The sequence below is a fragment of the Paracidovorax anthurii genome, assembly GCF_003269065.1.
In the GTDB taxonomy this organism is placed as follows: domain Bacteria; phylum Pseudomonadota; class Gammaproteobacteria; order Burkholderiales; family Burkholderiaceae_C; genus Paracidovorax; species Paracidovorax anthurii.
The window spans coordinates 1-18,875 of the sequence record NZ_QLTA01000020.1 but is presented as its reverse complement, the minus strand read 5'-3'; the positions used below and the strand labels follow the sequence as shown (position 1 = coordinate 18,875).

Here is an 18,875-nt window from a genome sequence, read left to right as displayed (position 1 = left end):
CCATGAAGCAACTGCAAGACGCCTACATCGTCGCCGCCACGCGCACGCCCATCGGCAAGTCGCACCGCGGCTACTTCCGCAACTATCGGCCCGACGACCTGCTGGCCACCACGCTGAAAAGCGCGCTGGCGCAGGTGCCCGGCCTGGACCCGGCCGCCATCGAGGACATCGTCTGCGGCTGCGCCATCCCCGAGGCCCAGCAGGGCCTGAACGTGGCGCGCATCGCCGCCGTGCTGGCGGGCCTGCCTACGGGCGTGGGCGGCATCACCGTGAACCGCTTCTGCGCCTCGGGCCTCTCGGCCGTGCAGATGGCGGCCGACCGCATCCGCGTGGGCGAGGCCGAGGTGATGATCGCCGCCGGCGTGGAGAGCATGAGCATGGTGCCCATGATGGGCAACAGCCCCAGCCTCTCGCCCAGCATCTTCGCGCGGGACGGCGACGTGGGCATCGCCTACGGCATGGGCCTCACGGCCGAGAAGGTGGCGCAGCAGTGGAAGGTGAGCCGCGAGGACCAGGACGCCTTTGCGCTGCAGTCGCACCAGCGGGCGCTCAAGGCGCAGCAGGCCGGCGAATTCACCGACGAGATCACGCCCATCGAAGTGACCGACCGCACGGCCGACCTGGCGACGGGCGAATCGGTGGCGAAGACGCGCACCGTGTCGCTCGACGAGGGCGCGCGCCCCGACACCAGCCTGGAGGGCCTCGCCAAGCTCAAGACCGTGTTCGCCGCGCGCGGCACGGTGACGGCCGGCAACAGCTCGCAGACCAGCGACGGCGCCGGTGCGCTGATCCTGGCGAGCGAGGCCGCGGTCAAGCGCTTCGGCCTCACCCCGCTGGCGCGCTTCGTGAGCTATGCCAGCAAGGGCGTGCCGCCGGCCATCATGGGCATCGGCCCCATCGAAGCCATTCCCGCCGCGCTGCGCTATGCGGGCCTGAAGCAGGACGACATCGACTGGTTCGAGCTGAACGAGGCCTTCGCCGCGCAGTCGCTCGCCGTGGTGCGCCAGCTCGGCCTGGACCCGGCCAAGGTCAATCCCATGGGCGGCGCCATCGCGCTGGGCCACCCGCTGGGCGCCACGGGTGCCATCCGCGCGGCCACCGTGGTGCATGCCCTCAAGCGCCACAACCTCCGGCGCGGCATGGTCACCATGTGCGTGGGCATGGGGCAGGGCGCCGCGGGCATCTTCGAGCGCGTCTGACGGCCCGGCCCGCCCGCCCGCCGGTGTGCGGGCGGGGCGCCGCGCGCACGACGGCGCCTCCCGGCGTTCCTCGACACATTGGAGACCCCATGACCGCTGCTGTCCATGCCTCTGCCCTCCATCCGCTGGACGATGCGCTGGCGCTTTCGGTCACGGCCCCGGGCCGGTACACCGCGCGCACCTCGCCGGCTTACTGGAATATGGTCGGGCCGTTCGGGGGCGTCACCGCCGCCGTCCTGCTGCAGGCCGTGATGCGGCATCCGGACCGGCTCGGCGATCCGCTCTCGCTCACCGTGAACTACGCGGGGGCCATCGCCGAGGGCGAATTCACCGTGCAGGCCGACCCCGTGCGCACCAACCGCTCCACCCAGCACTGGACGCTCTCGGTGCTCCAGGCCGGCCCCGACGGCGCGCCGGTGGTGACCACGACCGCGACGGCCGTCACCGCCGCGCGGCGCGAGACCTGGAGCCTGCCCGACACCCCCATGCCCGAAACCCCCGGCCCCGAGGGCCTGGAGCGCATCACCCGCGGCCTGCCCGTGCGGTGGCTGGACCGCTATGACCTGCGCCTGGTGAAAGGGGGCATTCCCCAGCGCTGGGATGGCGGCGGCGACAACAGCCTGAGCCAGGTCTGGATGCGCGACGAGCCGCAGCGCCCGCTCGATTTCTGCGCGCTCGCGGCGCTGGCGGATGTATTCTTCCCGCGCGTGTGGCTGCGCCGCGCGCGCCAGGTGCCGGCCGGAACCGTGTCGCTCACCGTGTATTTCCATGCCGGCCGGGACCCGCTCGCGGAGACGGGTACCGGCCATCTGCTCGGGCAGGCCCGGGCGCAGGAGTTCCGCAACGGCTTCTTCGACCAGACGGTGCAGCTCTGGAACCAGGGCGGAACCATGCTGGCCAGCAGCCACCAGATCGTCTATTACAAGGAATGAACGGGGCAGTGCTCCCGTGCTCTATTCAGGCCCCATTCCTCTTTTTCTTTGTTCCCGCCCCGCAGGAGCCTTCCCATGACCGAATCCCAGGACATCCTCGTGCACGCCGAATCCGGCGTGATGACCATCACCTTCAACCGCGTGGAAAAGAAGAACTCCATCACCCGCGCCATGTACGCGGCGCTGGCGGACGCCTTCAAGGCCGCGGCGCAGGATGCCGCCGTGCGCGTGGTGGTGCTCCAGGGCGACGTGGCGATCTTCAGCGCCGGCAACGACATCGGGGATTTCCTGAACAACCCGCCGTCCACGCAGGATTCGCCCGTGTTCCGCTTCCTGCGCGGCATCGCGACCTTCCCCAAGCCGGTCGTCGCGGCCGTGTGCGGCCCCGCCGTGGGCATCGGCACCACCCTGCTGTTCCACTGCGACCTGGTCTATGCAGGCGACAACGCGGCCTTCTCCATGCCCTTCGTCAACCTGGGACTGTGCCCCGAGGCGGCGTCCAGCCTGCTCGTGCCGCGCATGATGGGCTACCACCGCGCGGCCGAGGCGCTGCTGCTGGGCGAGCCCTTCATGGCCGAGGCCGCGCTCGAAGTGGGGCTGGTCAACCGCGTCGTGCCTCCCACGGAGTGCAACATGGTGGCCCAGACCCAGGCCCGCAAGCTCGCGGCCAAGCCGCTGCCGTCCCTCATCGAGATCAAGCGCCTCATGAATAAGGACCAGACCGCCGCGGTGCTCGAGCGCATGGCGGAAGAGGGCGCCAGCTTCGGCCGCATGCTCCAGGAGCCCGCCGCCCGGGAGGCTTTCGCCGCGTTCATGGAGAAGCGCCGCCCTGATTTCAGCGCGCGCTGAAACCCGGGCAGGACGGTCGCCCCGGGGTCGGCGCGCGCGACCGGATCGCGGAATACGCGAACGAACCTGCGGTAGATGCAGGGGGGCACTCGGGAATAACGCTACGTGCCAAGCAGGGCCGGTGGGCGCTACAGTAGTCGCCACAGTCCCATTGCCGAGTCCTGCCGCCATGACCCGTACCTCCTTCCCCGCTTCCTCCCTTCGCCGCAGGATGTGGCTGCAATGGTCGCTGGCCAGCGCCGGGGCCTTCGCCCTGACCGCCCGGGCCTCGACGTCGCCGCTCGATGGCGGCCCGTTGCGCATCGTGGTGCCGTACCCGGCGGGTGGCTCCTCCGACCGGGCGGCCCGGTTGCTGGCCGAGGCCCTCGGGCCCCGGCTGGGCGTGCCGGTGATCGTGGACAACCGCGTCGGCGCGGGCGGCCGGCTGGCCGCGCAGCAGGTGCACCGCGAGGGCCCCGGGCAGAACGTCGTGATGCTGGCCAATCCGGCCGTGATGCTGGTCGCGCCCCTCGTTTTCTCGGAAGGCGGCTATGACCCCGACAAGGACTATGTGGCGCTCTCCGAGATCACGCGCTACGCCTTCGGCGTGGCGGTGTCCTCGGGCGTGCCGGTCAAGGAGTTCGCGCACCTGCATGCCTGGATGGTCGCGAACCAGGACAAGCTGGCCGCGGGCGTTCCGGCCACGGGCAGCCTGCCCCATTTCTTCGCGCTGATGCTGGCCGAGCAGCTCGGCCTCAAGCTGCCCGTCGTGGGCTACCGCGGATCGGCGCCCCTGCTCAACGACCTCATGGGCGGGCACGTGCCCCTGGCCATCGACACCCTTGAAACCCTGGAGCCCCTCCACAAGGCGGGCAAGCTGCGCATCCTGGCCATCTCGGACGATCAGCGCTCCCCCCGCCTGCCCGCGGTGCCCACGTTCAAGGAAGCCGGGTTGCCGCTCTCCGCGCTGGCCTGGAACGTCCTCTATGCACCGGCGTGGCTGCCGGTGGCACGTGTGCGCCAAATCGCGGAAGCGACCACCCAGGCCATGGCCGACAAGGAGCTGCAGGCCCGCTTCGTGACGGCCGACATGGTGCCCGTGGTGAGTACGCGCGAGCAGACGGTCAAGATGCTGGCGGCCTACCGTGCCCAGTGGGCGCCCGTGGTCCGGCGCTCCGGCTTCCGGCCCTGACGGCGATCGGCCCCGGCACGGGCCTGCCCGCGCGGCGAGGCTGTATGACGCTGCAATCCATGCAAGCGCATGCAACGAGAGAAGGGTTTCGTTACCGTTCTTGCGTAACGCGCGGAGTTTTGCCGCCGCACGGCTTCTAGCATCAATGAACTTTTTCCAAGGAGAACTGATGGCCGTGCAAAACCCCTTCTTTGGCAAGCGTGAAACCGAATCCTTCCAGCCTCGCCAGCCCGCCTCGGTGCTCGGTGGAGGCTCGGCGGGTGCGGGGAACGCTTCCAGCACCACCGCAGCAAGTCCCCTGGGCAGCAGCAAGCCCGTGGCCACGGCCGGTGCCGCTACGGCGAATGCGGTCGCCGACGGCGTGGGCAGCAAGCTCACCGTGGGGCCGAACATCAAACTCAAGGGCGTGGAGATCACCGACTGCGACACGCTGGTGGTCGAAGGCACCGTGGAGGCCACCATGGATTCCCGTGTCATCCAGATCGCCGAGCAGGGGGCTTTCCGGGGCTCTGCGGAGATCGACATCGCGGAGATCCATGGCGAGTTCGACGGCACGCTGACGGTGCGGCAGAAGCTGGTGATCTACAGCACCGGCAAGGTCAACGGCAAGATCCGCTACGGCAAGGTGGTGATCGAAGAAGGCGGCCAACTGGCGGGCGAAATCGAGTCCGGCACCACGGGAGCGGCCCGTTCGCACAGTGCCGCCAACCTGTCGCGCAGCGAGGCCCAGCCCCTGGCGGCTTGAAAGCAGACGGGGCAGAGCGATTTGCCCCGGGCCCTGCAGGGGCCCAGCCCTGTCTGCGGTGTCAGGAGGCTGCGCTGCTGCTTGCTGCCGCAGACGAGGCGTCCTGCAGGAGCGCTTCGGTGGGGCGCGGTATGGGCCGGGGGCGGCCCGAGGCATCGATCGCCACATAGGTCAGCCGCGCTTCCGTCACCTTCACATACCGGCCCTGGGCCGCGAAGCGTTCAGCGTAAACCTCCACTTCCACGGTCACGGAGGTGCGCCCGATGCGGGCGATGGTGGAGAAGAACGACAGGATGTCTCCCACCCGCACGGGTTGCTTGAAGACGAATTCGTTCACCGCCACGGTGGCCATGCGCCCCTGGACATGGCGTGCGGGCAGGACCGAGCCCGCCAGATCCACCTGGGCCATCACCCACCCCCCGAAGATGTCGCCGTTGGCATTGCAGTCCGCCGGCATCGGAATCACCTTCAGGACCAGTTCCTTGTCGTCGGGCAATGCGTTTTGGGCGGCGTGAGCGGAGGTCATTGGCACAATCTCGGTAAGAACAACGACCGGGATTCTCCCCCATGCGCCCCCACGGCGATGTCCCCTCCATTGCACCGAATCCCGCCGGAAATGCCGCCAGTGCGCGCGGCGACAGGGCCGCGCTGGGCCGTCTCATCCCCTATCTTCTGCACTACCGCTGGCGGGTCTTCGCGGCCCTGGCCTTCGTGGTGGTCGCCAAGCTGTCCAATGTCGGGGTGCCGCTGCTGCTCAAGCGCATCGTCGATTCCATGGCGCTCCCGCCCGGCCATGCATCCACCGCCATCGTGGTGCCCGTCGCGCTGCTGGCGGCCTATGGCCTGTTGCGCCTGTGCACCTCGGTATTCACGGAACTGCGGGAGCTCGTCTTCGCCAAGGCGACGCAGGGCGCCGCGCGCCGGATCGCCCTGCAGACGTTCGAGCACCTGCATGCGCTGAGTCTGCGCTTCCACCTGGAGCGGCAGACCGGGGGCATGACGCGCGACATCGAACGCGGCGTGCGCGGCATCGAGTCGTTGATCTCGTTCACGTTGTTCAACATCGGCGCGACGCTGGTCGAAGTGTTCCTCGTGCTGGGCGTCCTGGGCACGCGCTTCGACATGGGCTTCGCCTGGATCACCCTGGCCGCCCTGGCGCTCTACATTCTTTTCACGGTCCTGCTGACGGAGTGGCGCACGCACTTCCGCCGCGAAGCCAACGCCTTCGATTCCGCCGCCCACACCCGGGCGGTGGATTCATTGCTCAACTACGAGACCGTCAAGTACTTCAACAATGAAGCCTTCGAGGCCCGGCGCTACGGCGAGAGCCTGGAGCGCCTGCGCCACGCCCGCGTGAAAAGCCAGACATCCCTGTCGCTGCTGAATGCGGGGCAGCAACTCATCATCGCCACGGCCCTGGTGGCCATGCTGTGGCGTGCGGCGCAGGGCGTGGCCGATGGGCGCATGACGCTGGGCGATCTGGTCATGGTCAATGCCTTCATGATCCAGCTCTATATCCCGCTCAATTTCCTCGGCGTGATCTACCGCGAGATCAAGCAGAGCCTGACGGACCTGGACCGGATGTTCGCGCTGATGGACCGCGAGCGCGAAGTGCGCGACGCCCCGCAGGCGCCTGCGCTGGCCCTGCGCGAGCTGCCGCCCGCCGTGCGGTTCGAGGACGTGCACTTTGCCTACGAGCCTGCCCGTCCGGTTCTGCATGGGGTGGACTTCGAAATCCCCGCCGGAAAGACCGTGGCCATCGTGGGCGCATCGGGCTCCGGAAAGTCCACGCTGGCGCGGCTGCTGTTCCGCTTCTACGACGTGCAGCGGGGGCGCATCACCATCGGGGGGCAAGACCTGCGCGACGTCACGCAGGACAGCGTTCGCAAAGCCATCGCCATCGTGCCGCAGGACACGGTGCTGTTCAACGACACCATGGCCTACAACATCGCCTATGGCCGGCCCGGGGCCGGGCAGGACGAGGTGGAAGCGGCGGCGCAGGCTGCGCGCATCCACGATTTCATCGCCAGCAGCCCCCAGGGCTACGCCACGCAGGTGGGAGAGCGCGGCCTGAAGCTCTCGGGCGGGGAAAAGCAGCGTGTGGCCATTGCGCGCGCCCTGCTCAAGAATCCGCCCATCCTGGTTTTCGATGAGGCCACCTCGGCACTCGACTCGGCGAATGAGCGCGCCATCCAGGCCGAGCTGAAAGGCATCGCGCGCAACAAGACGGCGCTCGTGATAGCGCACCGCCTGTCCACCGTGGTGGATGCGCACGAAATCCTGGTCATGGATGCGGGCCGGATCGTCGAGCGCGGCACCCACGCGCAGTTGCTGGCGATGGGCGGCCGCTATGCCGGCATGTGGGCGCTTCAGCAAAGCGCAGACGCGCGGGACGCGTAGAGCAATGCTCCGGCGCTTTTCGGCTTCCCGCCACTGGGTGGAATTGTCCCCGGCCGCTGCCCGTCAGCGGGGTAGTGCCTGCTCGAAATCGGCCAGAAGATCCTGCGGCTCCTCCAGTCCGACCGACATGCGCACCAGGCCTTCGCCGATGTTCATGGAGGCCCGCACCTCGGGGCCGGCTTCCCAGTAGATCGTGGGCGCCACCGGGATGACCAGCGTGCGCGTGTCTCCCATGCCCGTGGCCCGCGTGATCACCTGCAGCCGGTTCAGCGCCGGCAGCATGGCGTCCAGGTCGTGCAGCTCGAAGGACAGGAGCCAGGAGCCCGCGCTGAAATGGCGCTTGGCGATGGCGTGCTGCGGATGGTCTTCCAGCCAGGGGTATTTGACGCATTTGACGGCGGGGTGGGCCTGCAGATAGCGCGCCAGGGTCAAGGCCGTGGCGCTGGTCTGGGACACCCGCAGCGCCAGAGTCTCGGCACCGATGCCGATCTGGTGCGCAGCCTCCGAGGACATCGAGGCCCCCATGTCCCGCAGCGCCTTCTTGCGCATCTGCTGCAGGCCCCACTGGCGGGGGTCGCCGCGCCGGTAGTCCTGCGCGATGTTCGGATAGGTTTCCCAGTTGAACTCGCCGGTATCGGTCACGACGCCGCCCAAGGCCGCGCCATGGCCGCCGATGGTCTTGCTCAGCGAGTTGATCGACAGACCCGCTCCGATACTGCGCGGGAGAAAAAGCGCTGGCGAGGTGATGGTGTTGTCCACCACCAGCAGCAGTCCGCGCCGGCGGCACAGCTCCCCGATGGCCTGCAGATCGGGAACCTCCGTGCCGGGGTTGGCGATGGTTTCCACGAACACCATGCGCGTGGTGGGCTGCAGCGCGGCTTCCACGTTGGCGGCCGCGCAACTGTCCACCGTCGTGACGGCAACCCCCAGGTCGCGCAGGGTGCCGAACAGGCTGTTCGTGCCCGCGAAGACATAGCGGCTGGATACCAGGTGGTCGCCGGCCCGCAGCAGGGTCAGAAAAACGGCTGCGATGGCGCCCATGCCCGAGGCGAAACAGATCGAGCCGAAACCTTGCTCCAGCCGGGTCAGCTTGGATTCGAGCGCTGCCGTGGTCGGTGTTCCGGTGCGCGCGTAATTGAAGGCATTCTTCACCGTGCCCTGGAAGACGCCGATCAGGTCTTCCACACGGTCAAAGCCGTACTGAACGGAGGTGTGGATGGGCTTCCGGATGGCGCTGTGTTCCACGCCGAAATGCCGGTCTGCGTGGACGATGCGGGTGGTGAGGCCTTGTTGTTGTTCCATGGAGGCTAGACAGAGATGTGAAACGGGGGGATGGGGCCGGGAAGGAGGTCATCGACCGCGGGAGTCCGGGCCGAAGCTCTGGTCCCAGGCCGACTGGGGGTCCCGGCGCGCGACGAAGGGAGACCGACCGGTGGTCCTCCGTACCCAGCCCAGCGGCCACAGCACGAAAATGAAAACGATGAGGGCGTATATCTTCAGGGGCATGATGGAGCGGTGCTTTCTCAGTCCAGCGGAATGGCTTCTCGCCAGTCGGCTTCCTCGATGAACTCGGGCTGCTCGCCGCGGCGCAGCAGATAGGGGCCGAGCACCAGGATATCGATGGCGGTGCGCATGAAGCAGGCATAGGCCTGCGCGGGCGTACAGACGATGGGCTCGCCGCGTACGTTGAATGAGGTGTTCACCAGCACGGGGCAACCCGTGCGCTTCTTGAAGCTGCGCAGCAGCCGCGCGAAGACCGGGTTGGCATCATCGGTGACCGTCTGCACGCGTGCGGAAAAATCCACGTGCGTGACCGCCGGCAACTGGGAACGCACTTCGTTGATGGAGCCCAGGCCTCCGTCGGATGCTCCTGCGGTGCGTATCTGCTGCGAGACAGGCGCCACCAGGAGCATGTACGGGCTCTCCTGGTCGATTTCGAAGTACGTGGCGGCGTCTTCCTGCAGCACGGCGGGCGCGAACGGGCGGAACGACTCGCGGAACTTGATCTTCAGGTTCATCGTGCGCTGCATCTGTGCGTTGCGTGGATCTCCGATGATGGAGCGCGCGCCGAGCGCGCGCGGCCCGAACTCCATGCGCCCCTGGAACCAGCCGACCACGGCACCGGCGGCCAGTTCCCGGGCAACCGCGTCGTGGAGCGCATCGCCCTCCAGCTTTTCGAAGGGGTAGCCCTGGTCTTGCAGATAGCGGCCGATGGTCTCGGGGGAGAACTCCGGGCCGAGGAGCGCTCCGTGCATGGCGTCGGTGCCCTGGGCCAGGTGGGGCCGCCCGGAGGTGCGGACGGCGACGTCGAGCGCGGCACCCAGCGCGCCGCCAGCGTCGCCGGCGGCGGGCTGGATCCACAGTGAATCGAACAACCCGCTGCGGCTCAGCACGCCGTTGGCCACGCAGTTCAGGGCCACGCCGCCGGCCAGGCACAGCCTGCGCTCTCCCGTGTGGCGGGCTGCGGCGCGCGCCAGCCGGAGCACGGCCTCTTCGGTGATCTTCTGCACGGACGCCGCGAGGTCGCAGTGCCTCTGTTCGAGCGGTGCTTCCGGGTCGCGCACCGGCATGCCGAACAGTTCCTCGAAGGCATGGCCCACCATGCGCTGGCCACGCAGGAATTCGAAGTAGCGCAGGTTGAGCGAGAACGAGCCATCGGCCTTCAGGTCGATCAGATGGTCGCGGATCAGCCCGGCATAAATGGGTTGGCCGTAGGGCGCGAGGCCCATGAGCTTGTATTCGCCGGAGTCGACCTTGAAGCCGCAGTAGTAGGTGAAGGCGGAGTAGAGAAGCCCCAGGGAATGCGGATACGAGATGGAGTTGACGAGCTCCAGCGACCGGTCCCGGCCGTGCCAGATCGATGTGGTCTGCCATTCCCCCACGCCGTCGATGCAGAGCACCGCAGCATGAGGGTACGGCGAGGGATAGAACGCGCTGGCCGCGTGCGAACGATGGTGGGGCGATGCCGTCAGCGGGCCCACGGACCCCAGGTCGAGGGCATCGAGTTCCTGCCGTACCTGCGAGAGCGCGTCGCGTTTCCAGCGCATCCATTCGGGAAACACCCGCATGAAGGCGTTGAGCCCCGCCATTCCTCCATCCGCGAACGAGGCCAGCATCCGCGAGAACTTGACCTTGGGATCTTCGTAATAGGCGATTTCATCCACTTCCTCCAGGGAAATGCCCGCCTCCTGCAGACAGTAGCGGACCGCATGGGCCGGGAAGGCCGCATCGTGCCGCACGCGCGTGAAGCGCTCCTCCTGCGCCGCCGCAACGATGCGGCCATCCCGGACCAGCGCGGCAGCGCTGTCGTGGTAGTAGGCGGAGACGCCCAGGACATACTTGCTCATCTATGCGTTCTCCAGAGAGGGGGCCGGGTGGTGGTGCGGCCGGGTGGGCTGCATGGGAGGCCTGGAGCGGCCCCACAGCGAGCCCAGGCCCCGGAGCAGGCGCTGGCTGCGCGACTCGGGCATCTTCGCCAGCGAGGCATATCCCGCGCGCACGCGTTGCCACTGTGCGGCGATCCATGCGCTGTCGCCCGTGTGCATGGCGTTGCGCATATGGTGCTCGATGGCTTCCGCGGCCCATGCCGAGTGGCCCGTGGCGACGTTGTCGATGGTGTTGTGCAGGTCCACGAACTGTGTGCTGAAGCCATGTGCGGCCAGAAACCGCCGCGCATCGCGATAGCCGTCGCCGACGCCGGACAACTCCATTGCCAGGTTCATGCCCAGGATCTCGGGAAGGAACATGGCGGGCAGCTTGCCCAGGCACAGCCAGTAGACGGGCAGTTCGAAGGACGCCTCGGCCAGGCGTGGGTCGGTGGCGAATTCCCAGGAGCCGGTGGGGGCCAGGCGGACATCCATCGATGCCAGCAAATCGCGGTAGATGCGAGGGTGATTGAGGGCGACCTGGCCGTTGCCCAATTCGTCCCAATAGGTGGCGAACAGCGGCGCTCCGGTCTCGCTGCATGCCAGGGCGGTGTCGGTGAAGCCTTGCAGCCAGGCGCCGTCGATCAGTATCAACGGTGCCAATTGGAGCGTGGATTCGATGACGTCCTCCCGGGTGACGGTGACCGCCTTGCTGCTGGATTGCTCATAGGCCCGGCCGTGCAGGTCATGCTGGTCGAGCAGCCAGGGGCGCAGGGTGCCGGGCTGCCATGCGGCCGGCAGGTCCCTCTCACCGGGGCGCGGGCTGCGCGTGGCCTGGTGCAGGCGTTCCCGCACGCAGGCGACGGCCCATTCGCGAAGGGCTGGCTCCATTGCCCGTCCTTGCAGCAGGAAGTAGGCCTCGCGCAGGTGCAGGCGCAATGCCTGGGGTGGGCGATCGGGTCCGACCGGGCAGGGCGGGGCCGGCCCCCGCTGCGTGGAGCGCACCAACGGAGAATCCGCAGTGCCCGATATGGCTGCCGCAGGCAGATTGCTGACCCACTCGCGCAGCAGATCCAGTTCATGCTGCGGAAAAATACCGAACATGGGGCCGCGCGGACTGACCAGCCCCGTGACAAGCGGACTTCTGGCGGGCTGGCCCGGTCGCACGAAACGGCTTTGGGCCAGATCCTCCACCAATGGGAACGGATTGGCCTGGGCCTGCTGGAAGCGCTGCGACAGCGGACAGCCCCCCAGGGGGCGGGTCTGGTGATAAACCGCTGCCTCGCGGGATTTGCACTGCACCAGCCGGGCCATGGATTGGTGGATGTCCGCCGAGGCCACGCTCCAGGCCAGCAAGGCCGCGTCCCAGGCCTGAAGCGCCTGGAGCGTCCAGTGCGCTCCTCGCTGGAAGGATCGTGCCGCCGTGTCGCTGGAGGCCTGGATGGCGACTGCCACGCGATCCGAGCAGGCGAGCGGATCGGCCACCACCCGGCCATCTCCGGAACACGCCAGGTCCAGCCGCTCCCAGTCGATCCGATGGGGCCAGTGCGCGCGCAACGGGCTCCAGGCGGGCAGCATGCCAACGTTGCGCAGCACCCAGTCCACGGCGCAGAGCTCGGCATGGAACACGTCGCTGCGCCGGCTCATCGCAAGCAGCGATGCCGGCCACGCGAACATGGCGTCGTCGATGCCATGGCATTGGAGGAGCGCACCTGCCGAGCCACCGTGAAGTGGTTGATGGCCGACTTCCAGCAGACTGCGGAACGCATCACGGCGTGCGCCGTGCGGTCGTCCCACGCCCAGATCGTCGGCCAGCAGCGAAAGCAATGCCAACTGGCCGGGGTCTTCGCAGACGCCCGGTGCGCTCATGCCTTGCAGCCACGCGCCCAGGATCAATCCCAGTGGGGCGGACTGCAGGAGCAGGGCCTGGACGAAGCGCTCGCGCGCTGACGGAGGCGTCAGCGTTGCCCAGGCATCGTTCCAGGCCTGAGTGCGTTCGAGCCTCCATGCCTGCAGCGTTGCCACTTCCACGGAGCCGCTGCCCGGGGCGGGTGGTGCGACCGCCTGCATGACACGAATGATCTCGTGCTCTTCCAGAAATGCTTCGCAGTGGGAAGCCAAGCGATACCACTCGCGAAACTCAGGCATGCATCCGACCTCAGAACATGGGGTAGATGGATGCATCCCGCTTCTTGGTTTTGCGGCGCAGGAAACGGGAGAACAGCTTTTTCAGTAGCTTCATGGTGTCGGTCCTTTCTGGTGGGAGTCAGTGAAGCAGCTCCAGCAGGAGCCTGGCAACGATGTCGTGCCCTTCGTCGGTGAAATGGATGCGGTCCACGAACTGCCACTGGTCGGGGGGCAGTCTCTTCGACAGTTCGGGGCTGAGGTTGATGAAGCGCACATCGAGTGGTGCCATGGCGGCTGCGAGTGCATCTGCGTAACGGTGGCATACGTCGGAAGTCAGAATGTCTCCATAGACCTCCGTGAAGCGGCCGACCTCGTCCAGTTCCGCGAACAGCGCCTCTTCCTCCGTGCAGCCCTGCGATCGCACCCAACCCGACAGCGGCTGCAGGACATAGGTCAGCCGGGCCTGCAGTTCACGCGCGATCAGGTTCCAGATGTGCAGATGGCGGACCGTGAGTTCTGCGGCATAGGCCACTTGCGCTTCGAGGGATGGAGGGGCTTCGTCGTCCTCAGCTCCTGCCGGCTGGGTTCCGAAGAGGCGTTGGCCCAGGCCCCGCAGACCCGGGGTTTTGGCGGGGGGCAGTGCCTCGAAGAACTCGCCGCAATTGAAGAATGCACCGTGCTCGCCGCGCAGCCGCCCGGGCAGCCGCGCCAGCCCGAGGTTGTTGAACCCGGAGAACAGCACGATTTCCCGGACCGGAGGTAGTTGGTGGCGATTCAGGACCAACAGCAGCAACTCCTGCGTGGAGTTGAAGCTGCGTCCCCCGAAGTTCAGCCATGGCTCGGCCCTGTGATCGTTTTCCCCGAGCCGGGAGGCCAGCGTCCAGTGGTCCGAACTGGCGCCGATGCCGAAGACCGTGGAACTGCCCGCGATGAGGCGCACCGGCCGGGATCGATCGAAGCCATGCACCGACAGGTTCTCGCCTTTCTGCGGGGCGTGGCGAAAGCCGCTGGCATCGGTATTGACCACGGGACTGCGATGGCTGGCCGGGTGGAAATACATCAGGTAGGGCATCCAGCGCACATCGCCGCTGTCGGCGAATTTCTCGGCATAGGCGGCCATCTGGGGCGTGAGTCGGGAACGTGCACTCATCGGTATCGGGACGTGAAAAGCGTTGCGGATCGAGAGGGGCTGGATGATTCAAGGGGTGTAGGCAGTGCGCTGGGACTGCTGCTGCACCCGCACGACGAAGTCCGCATAGGCGTCGAAATCCCGGTCGTCGGCCTGGGGGTTGAGATAGCCCCGGTCCCGAGCGTTTTGCTTCTTCTGCAGCTCCTGCAGGTGTGCCGCGAATGCGTCCCCCATCGGTATCTGCAGCCGCTCGTAGATGTCGGCTGCAGCCTTTCCGACGTCGCTCGTGAATTGATCGAACGTGACGTAGGTGATAGCGCCACGGGCTTCCAGTTCGCGGCAGAACTGCATGTGCTTGTCGCACTGGTTTCTGCGAAATGCCATGTTGGCGCTGTACCAGCCCGGAATGGTGTTGGGGTCCTGGCCATGCTTGGGCGTGGTACAGGAGTCGGACATGCGGATATAGGAGCTGACGAAGGCCTGGGGCTCGCGCACGATCGTCAGGAAACGCGCATCGGGAAAGGCCTCGTACACCAGGCGAAAGAGGTCCACGTTCTCGTTTTCCTTCGTCAGCCAGAAGCGGCCTGCCCCGCGGTAGTAGGCCGCTTTCTGCACGGCCTGTCTCAGGGCGCGGACCAGCTTGCGCCGCTCTCCTTCCGTCAGTGCATCCACGCCATCGACTTGCTGCAGCACTTCGGGCAGGGGGAAGCGCCGGAAGGTGAAGTAGTGGTGGTACATCCTCTCCTCGAAGAAGACGCCATGCCCTTCCACGCTGCCCAGGTTGTGGAAGTGCATCCTTGATGCGAGGCGACCGATCTCGGTGTCGGGCCAGTAATCGATGCGCTCCAGGCGTTCGCGCAATCCCAGTGCATCGATCAGTTTCCAGAAACCGATGAAGGGCGCCCGCCAGTCCAGGTGCTTGAGCACGAAGAACGATTGTTCGTCGGAGGCCAGCGTGCGCAGCAGAAACGTCGTGCCGCTGCGTGGCTGGCTCATGACGAAGACCGGAGGCGCCACGCGGGCCTTGCGGTAGCCATGCCAGAGCATTTCGTCGCCAATCCACAGCAGCGTGAAGAGGGGCTGGACCAGCAGTTCTGCAACCAGATGCCTGAACATGCTGAACCGGCTGCGCGCGTCGAGGTGCGGGCTCGTGACCACGGCCTTCACGACGGCGAAGTAAGAGCGCCAGACGAGGAAGGGGCTACAGGCGCACAACAGCGCGAAAACCAGCAGGGCAATGACCAAGGTGACCAAACTGCTTCTCCCTGTCCATAGACGGTTGACGTTCGGCCCTGCAGTGATGCAGGCCGGAAGGTCCGGGATGATAGGAAGAATTGTTTGATTTTCCACTCTGTGGATTTGCGGAAGTGGGTGTGCAAAAATGCATTCGCATAGAGGAGCTTTGCGGGACAGGAGGGATCGGTGAACAAAGAGGATTGGGACGACATGAGAATCGTCCTGGCTGTGGCCCGTGCCGGCTCTTTCGCCCAAGCCGCGCGCCTGCTGCATGTCAACGAAAGCACCGTGGTGCGCAAGGTGGGTTGCGCCGAGCAGCGTCTGCGTGCGCGTCTTTTCGATCGCAAGCACGGGAGAGTCACGCCGACCGAGGCAGGGCATGCGCTGGTGCAGCGCGCCGAGCGCATCGAGTCGGTGGTTCAGGACGCTACCGACTGCATCCGGGATGCCGACAGCCGCATCGCAGGCACGGTGCGCCTGACGTCCGTGCCGCTCATGGTCAACAGAGTGCTCATTCCTTTGCTGCCTGATCTGGTGCGGCGGCACCCGCATCTGGAGGTGGATCTCGTGGCGGATGCCCGGGTGCTGAGTCTGGCCCGGCGCGAGACCGACATTGCATTGCGGCTGGCGCGGCCCATGGATGGCGTCCGGGCCGTCACGCGCAAGGTGGGCGAATTGCACTATGCGGTCTATAGCCTGCGGGGCGCCGATGCGCGCAGCTTGCCCTGGCTCACCTATGGCACCGGCATGGACATGCTGCCGCAAGTGGAGTGGACGCAGCGCCTGATGCAGGAGGGATCGCCGCGATCCGTGGTGCGGGTCAACGATGGCGAAGGCCTGCTGGCAGGGGCTCTGGCGGGTCTGGGGCGTGCGCTGCTGCCCACCGTGGTCGGGGACCGTATCGACGGTCTGGTGCGCACCGATGTGGACCGGCCTCCCCTGGTCCGTGAACTGTGGCTGGTGGTGCACTCGGACCTTCGCAGGCTCGACCGCGTGCGGGTGGTCATGGACTGGGTGGTGCAGGTGTGCGCCGACATCACGCCGGAGGGCGCGCAGGTCCAGGAGCGTTCCTTGTCTCAAATGTGCGGTTGAGGTTCTGCTTTTTTGCGGGCTGTTCCCGTGTGACCTGGTGCTATTCTTTTTTCCGTTCCGCTCGCGCTGGTTCCAGCGGACTCGGGGTTCGGCGCTGGCCGGGCCGGGGGAGGCAGCACTTGCCGGGTGCCGCATGACAAAAGAAACAGCAGGCCGCGCCATCCTCTTCGGCGCCAAGGCTGCATGGATGGCTTATGAACGACCCGAGCGCAGACGACGCACGCATCGCGGACCTGACCCAGGGCAGCTTGCTGTTCCTGCGTATCTGGGTCGCCATTTTCCTGGCGGCGTCGGCCACGTTCTTTCTGCTCATGACCTTGTCGGCGAAAGTGTTCGCCAGCACGGGCTCCGCGTTTGCGGCCAACACGGTGGTACTGACCCAATGGCTGCCGGCGGTGCTGGCCTTGCCGCTCATCAAGGCGGCGGTGGCACGCCACTCCGCACGCGCGCTGCTGGTGTTCTGTGAGGTGGGCGGCACGCTGCTGCTGCCGCTTGTGTCCGTGTGGCTCGAACAGGTGGGGTGGTTGATCGGTCTGTTGCTGGTCAAGGGCGCCTTCGATGCGTTGTCCAAGGTTTCGCGCACCGTGGCGCTCAAGGGCTATTTCCAGGGGCGGGCGTTGGACCGCGCCGCTTCGTACTACAACACGGCGGCATTGGCGGGCGGAGGGATGGGGGCGCTTTGCGGTGCCTTGCTGCTTGAGCGGTTGTCCTTGCCTGGCGTGCTGCTCATGTGCGGCCTGATGCAATTGGCGGCGGCGGGGGTCTATCTTTCCTTGCCGGCGGGGGCGAAGCCTGCGGCCACCCAGGGCTCCAAGGGCAGGGCCTTTCCTCTGGATCCGGGCTTACGCGCGGCCATCGTGTACTTCGTCGCGGCAGTCTGCCTCTACCAGGGCTTTCACAACATTGCCAGATCGGCCTTTCCGGTGTCGCAACTGGGAATGCGCGAATCCGGCATTGCCCTGGTACAGATGCTAACCAACCTTGCCTACATTGCAGGTGCATTCGTGGCCGCGCGGATCGTGATCTCCGGTGGGCGTTATGCCGCCGCCGGCCCGTTTCTGCACCTGCTGGTGCTGGTCAGCCTGATCCCCCTGCCTTTCATGTCGGCACAGGTGCCCGGGCTGGCGCTCTACGCGCTGTTCGCGTGCCTGTTCGAGATCGCGTTCTGCGTCCATCTGCGCCACATCATCACCGCCGCCCCTTCGGAGCGCATGGCCCGGATCGTGGCAGATGCCAATGCATGGGCCGTGGGTTCCATGGTTGTTTTCTCGTTGCTGGGCAGCTGGCTGGTGGATCGCACGGGCCTTGGCACCGTCGTGGCCATTGCCATCGTGGCTGCCCTTGCCGTGCCCGGATGGGTGCATCTGATGAATCTGCGTTTGCACACGCCGCGAGCCAGTGAAAGACCTCAGGAAGGATGAGACTCCATGCACATTGTTTTCGTCGATAGCAACATGGTCGGCCTGGGGGCGCTGCGCGCAGCCAGGCAGGCGGGGCATTTCGTGACCTTCGTGCGTTCGAATCGGTTCGCTGCGTTCATCCAGGGGGTCGAGATGACTGGTGACCCGCAGTATTGCGATCAGGTGGTCCAGATCGAATCGTCGCTGGACGAGGAGGAGCTGATGGGGGCCCTGTCGCAGTTGAAGCGCAACGGCCAGCTGGATGCGGTGATCACGGTGCTGGATTTCTGCACGCATGTGGTGGCGCGTTGCGCCGCCCGCCTCGGTGTACCGGGCACCCGTCCCGATGCCGTGGCGTTGGCCCAGGACAAGGCCGCCTGCCGTGCCCACATCGCCGAGCGGGGCATCCGCTCCGTTCCCTTTGCGCTGGTCGGCGATCTGGAGAGCGCCCTGGCCCGTGCCTCGGAAATCGGCTACCCGGTGATCGCCAAGCCCAAACGCGGCGCGGCCAGCCTGCTGACCGCGAAGATCGAGGCGCCGGAACAGATGCGCGCCTATTTCGCTTCGCTCGACCGCGATCTGGACGTGCCGGAGGGAGTGATCGAGACCCTGTCGGAACAGACCCTGATCGAGGGGTATGCGACCGGGCCGCTGTTTTCGGTGGAGATCGCGGCCGCTGGCGGCGATTACAGGGCCATGGCTTTGTCCTGGCGCAAGCGCTGCAGCGTGGACCCCTCGGTCGAACTGGGCACGACGATTCCGGCCCCGGTGGGGGAGGCCACCGCCGAGAGCCTGAAGGACTATGCGCTGACCGTGGTGCGCAGCCTGGGGCTGGACCTGGGCATCTTCCATGTGGAGCTGATCCAGGGGGAGCACGGCCCGGTGCTGGTGGAGGTGAACCCCCGGATCATGGGCAATGCCAGTCAGATAAGCCCTTGGAAGTCTGATGGGAGCTAAAAAGGGAACGTGTGCAACACGTTCCCTTTTTGCTTTGCGCCTGCTCGAAAACACCCTGACCCAAACCCTGCAACAAGCCCCCAACGATAGCCTGGGGGAGCTGGCGCAGTTGATCGACAACGAGTGGATCACCCAAGCCCTTGCCGCCAGCGGCAAGGCCAGCATCCGCAGGCGCAAGCTTCCAGCCGAGCACGCCATCTGGCTGGTCATCGGTTTGTCGCTATATCGGCAACTGCCGATGTGGCAGGTGGTGCAGCAGCTGTCCTTAAGTCT

The 18,875-nt window shown here is 66.7% G+C and carries 16 protein-coding genes; 10 read left to right on the top strand and 6 right to left on the bottom strand.

The window, feature by feature from the left end; genetic code table 11:
* The first annotated feature begins 2 nt into the window (after positions 1–2).
* The 5 genes from AX018_RS11600 (at position 3) to AX018_RS11580 (ending at position 4,896) form a co-directional block, all read left to right on the top strand.
* Complete coding sequence (locus tag AX018_RS11600) at positions 3–1,199, top strand: acetyl-CoA C-acyltransferase (RefSeq protein WP_111877442.1); 1,197 nt, start codon at positions 3–5, stop codon at positions 1,197–1,199.
* 89 nt (positions 1,200–1,288) lie between these two features.
* Positions 1,289–2,131, top strand: coding sequence for an acyl-CoA thioesterase (locus AX018_RS11595; protein ID WP_111877441.1), 843 nt, complete (start codon positions 1,289–1,291; stop codon positions 2,129–2,131).
* 75 nt (positions 2,132–2,206) lie between these two features.
* Complete coding sequence (locus tag AX018_RS11590) at positions 2,207–2,980, top strand: enoyl-CoA hydratase (protein WP_111877440.1); 774 nt, start codon at positions 2,207–2,209, stop codon at positions 2,978–2,980.
* A 169-nt stretch (positions 2,981–3,149) separates the two neighbouring features.
* Positions 3,150–4,151: a tripartite tricarboxylate transporter substrate-binding protein gene (locus AX018_RS11585; RefSeq protein ID WP_245951522.1), complete on the top strand. Its 1,002-nt coding sequence runs from the start codon at positions 3,150–3,152 to the stop codon at positions 4,149–4,151.
* 169 nt (positions 4,152–4,320) lie between these two features.
* Complete coding sequence (locus AX018_RS11580) at positions 4,321–4,896, top strand: bactofilin family protein (RefSeq protein WP_111877492.1); 576 nt, start codon at positions 4,321–4,323, stop codon at positions 4,894–4,896.
* Between the two features lie 61 nt (positions 4,897–4,957).
* Here the strand turns inward: AX018_RS11580 and AX018_RS11575 are convergent, their stop codons facing one another.
* Positions 4,958–5,422 carry an acyl-CoA thioesterase gene (locus tag AX018_RS11575; protein WP_111877438.1) on the bottom strand — a complete coding sequence of 155 codons (465 nt, stop codon included), beginning with the start codon at positions 5,420–5,422 and terminating at the stop codon, positions 4,958–4,960.
* Positions 5,423–5,463: 41 nt separating this feature from the next.
* Here AX018_RS11575 and AX018_RS11570 point away from each other — a divergent pair, with 41 nt between their 5' ends.
* Complete coding sequence (locus AX018_RS11570) at positions 5,464–7,296, top strand: ABCB family ABC transporter ATP-binding protein/permease (protein ID WP_111877437.1); 1,833 nt, start codon at positions 5,464–5,466, stop codon at positions 7,294–7,296.
* Positions 7,297–7,359: 63 nt separating this feature from the next.
* Here the strand turns inward: AX018_RS11570 and AX018_RS11565 are convergent, their stop codons facing one another.
* The 5 genes from AX018_RS11565 to AX018_RS11545 form a co-directional block, all read right to left on the bottom strand.
* On the bottom strand, positions 7,360–8,598 hold the full coding sequence (locus AX018_RS11565) for a cystathionine gamma-synthase family protein (protein WP_111877436.1): 1,239 nt from the start codon (positions 8,596–8,598) through the stop codon (positions 7,360–7,362).
* A 221-nt stretch (positions 8,599–8,819) separates the two neighbouring features.
* Positions 8,820–10,643 carry a carbamoyltransferase family protein gene (locus tag AX018_RS11560; protein ID WP_111877435.1) on the bottom strand — a complete coding sequence of 608 codons (1,824 nt, stop codon included), beginning with the start codon at positions 10,641–10,643 and terminating at the stop codon, positions 8,820–8,822.
* Positions 10,644–12,809, bottom strand: coding sequence for an iron-containing redox enzyme family protein (locus AX018_RS11555; protein WP_170146234.1), 2,166 nt, complete (start codon positions 12,807–12,809; stop codon positions 10,644–10,646).
* 118 nt (positions 12,810–12,927) lie between these two features.
* Positions 12,928–13,908, bottom strand: a complete 981-nt coding sequence (locus AX018_RS11550; RefSeq protein WP_211322417.1) for an SGNH/GDSL hydrolase family protein — start codon at positions 13,906–13,908, stop codon at positions 12,928–12,930.
* Positions 13,909–13,986: 78 nt separating this feature from the next.
* Positions 13,987–15,171 (bottom strand): sulfotransferase, encoded by a 1,185-nt coding sequence (locus AX018_RS11545; protein ID WP_170146233.1) that lies wholly within the window; start codon positions 15,169–15,171, stop codon positions 13,987–13,989.
* Positions 15,172–15,363: 192 nt separating this feature from the next.
* Here AX018_RS11545 and AX018_RS24775 point away from each other — a divergent pair, with 192 nt between their 5' ends.
* The 4 genes from AX018_RS24775 to AX018_RS11530 all read left to right on the top strand — a co-directional run.
* Positions 15,364–16,245: a LysR family transcriptional regulator gene (locus AX018_RS24775; RefSeq protein WP_146749292.1), complete on the top strand. Its 882-nt coding sequence runs from the start codon at positions 15,364–15,366 to the stop codon at positions 16,243–16,245.
* A gap of 194 nt (positions 16,246–16,439) precedes the next feature.
* Positions 16,440–17,666 (top strand): MFS transporter, encoded by a 1,227-nt coding sequence (locus AX018_RS11540; RefSeq protein ID WP_111877431.1) that lies wholly within the window; start codon positions 16,440–16,442, stop codon positions 17,664–17,666.
* Between the two features lie 6 nt (positions 17,667–17,672).
* The gene (locus tag AX018_RS11535) at positions 17,673–18,602 is read left to right on the top strand and encodes an ATP-grasp domain-containing protein (protein ID WP_111877430.1); all 930 of its coding nucleotides are present in this window, start codon (positions 17,673–17,675) and stop codon (positions 18,600–18,602) included.
* A gap of 34 nt (positions 18,603–18,636) precedes the next feature.
* Positions 18,637–18,875, top strand: a 239-nt coding sequence (locus tag AX018_RS11530; RefSeq protein ID WP_211322416.1) for a transposase domain-containing protein, incomplete at its 3' end; no start/stop codon positions are given.

What these genes read in the sequence shown, in the direction of transcription:
- AX018_RS11590 (WP_111877440.1), top strand. Translation starts at nt 2,207, where the DNA reads ATGACCGAATCCCAGGACATCCTCGTGCACGCCGAATCCGGCGTGATG.
- AX018_RS11570 (WP_111877437.1), top strand. Translation starts at nt 5,464, where the DNA reads ATGCGCCCCCACGGCGATGTCCCCTCCATTGCACCGAATCCCGCCGGA.
- AX018_RS11555 (WP_170146234.1), bottom strand. Translation starts at nt 12,809, where the DNA reads ATGCCTGAGTTTCGCGAGTGGTATCGCTTGGCTTCCCACTGCGAAGCA.
- AX018_RS24775 (WP_146749292.1), top strand. Translation starts at nt 15,364, where the DNA reads ATGAGAATCGTCCTGGCTGTGGCCCGTGCCGGCTCTTTCGCCCAAGCC.
- AX018_RS11560 (WP_111877435.1), bottom strand. Translation starts at nt 10,643, where the DNA reads ATGAGCAAGTATGTCCTGGGCGTCTCCGCCTACTACCACGACAGCGCT.
- AX018_RS11575 (WP_111877438.1), bottom strand. Translation starts at nt 5,422, where the DNA reads ATGACCTCCGCTCACGCCGCCCAAAACGCATTGCCCGACGACAAGGAA.
- AX018_RS11600 (WP_111877442.1), top strand. Translation starts at nt 3, where the DNA reads ATGAAGCAACTGCAAGACGCCTACATCGTCGCCGCCACGCGCACGCCC.
- AX018_RS11550 (WP_211322417.1), bottom strand. Translation starts at nt 13,908, where the DNA reads ATGGCCGCCTATGCCGAGAAATTCGCCGACAGCGGCGATGTGCGCTGG.
- AX018_RS11540 (WP_111877431.1), top strand. Translation starts at nt 16,440, where the DNA reads ATGAACGACCCGAGCGCAGACGACGCACGCATCGCGGACCTGACCCAG.
- AX018_RS11595 (WP_111877441.1), top strand. Translation starts at nt 1,289, where the DNA reads ATGACCGCTGCTGTCCATGCCTCTGCCCTCCATCCGCTGGACGATGCG.
- AX018_RS11585 (WP_245951522.1), top strand. Translation starts at nt 3,150, where the DNA reads ATGACCCGTACCTCCTTCCCCGCTTCCTCCCTTCGCCGCAGGATGTGG.
- AX018_RS11535 (WP_111877430.1), top strand. Translation starts at nt 17,673, where the DNA reads ATGCACATTGTTTTCGTCGATAGCAACATGGTCGGCCTGGGGGCGCTG.
- AX018_RS11580 (WP_111877492.1), top strand. Translation starts at nt 4,321, where the DNA reads ATGGCCGTGCAAAACCCCTTCTTTGGCAAGCGTGAAACCGAATCCTTC.
- AX018_RS11565 (WP_111877436.1), bottom strand. Translation starts at nt 8,598, where the DNA reads ATGGAACAACAACAAGGCCTCACCACCCGCATCGTCCACGCAGACCGG.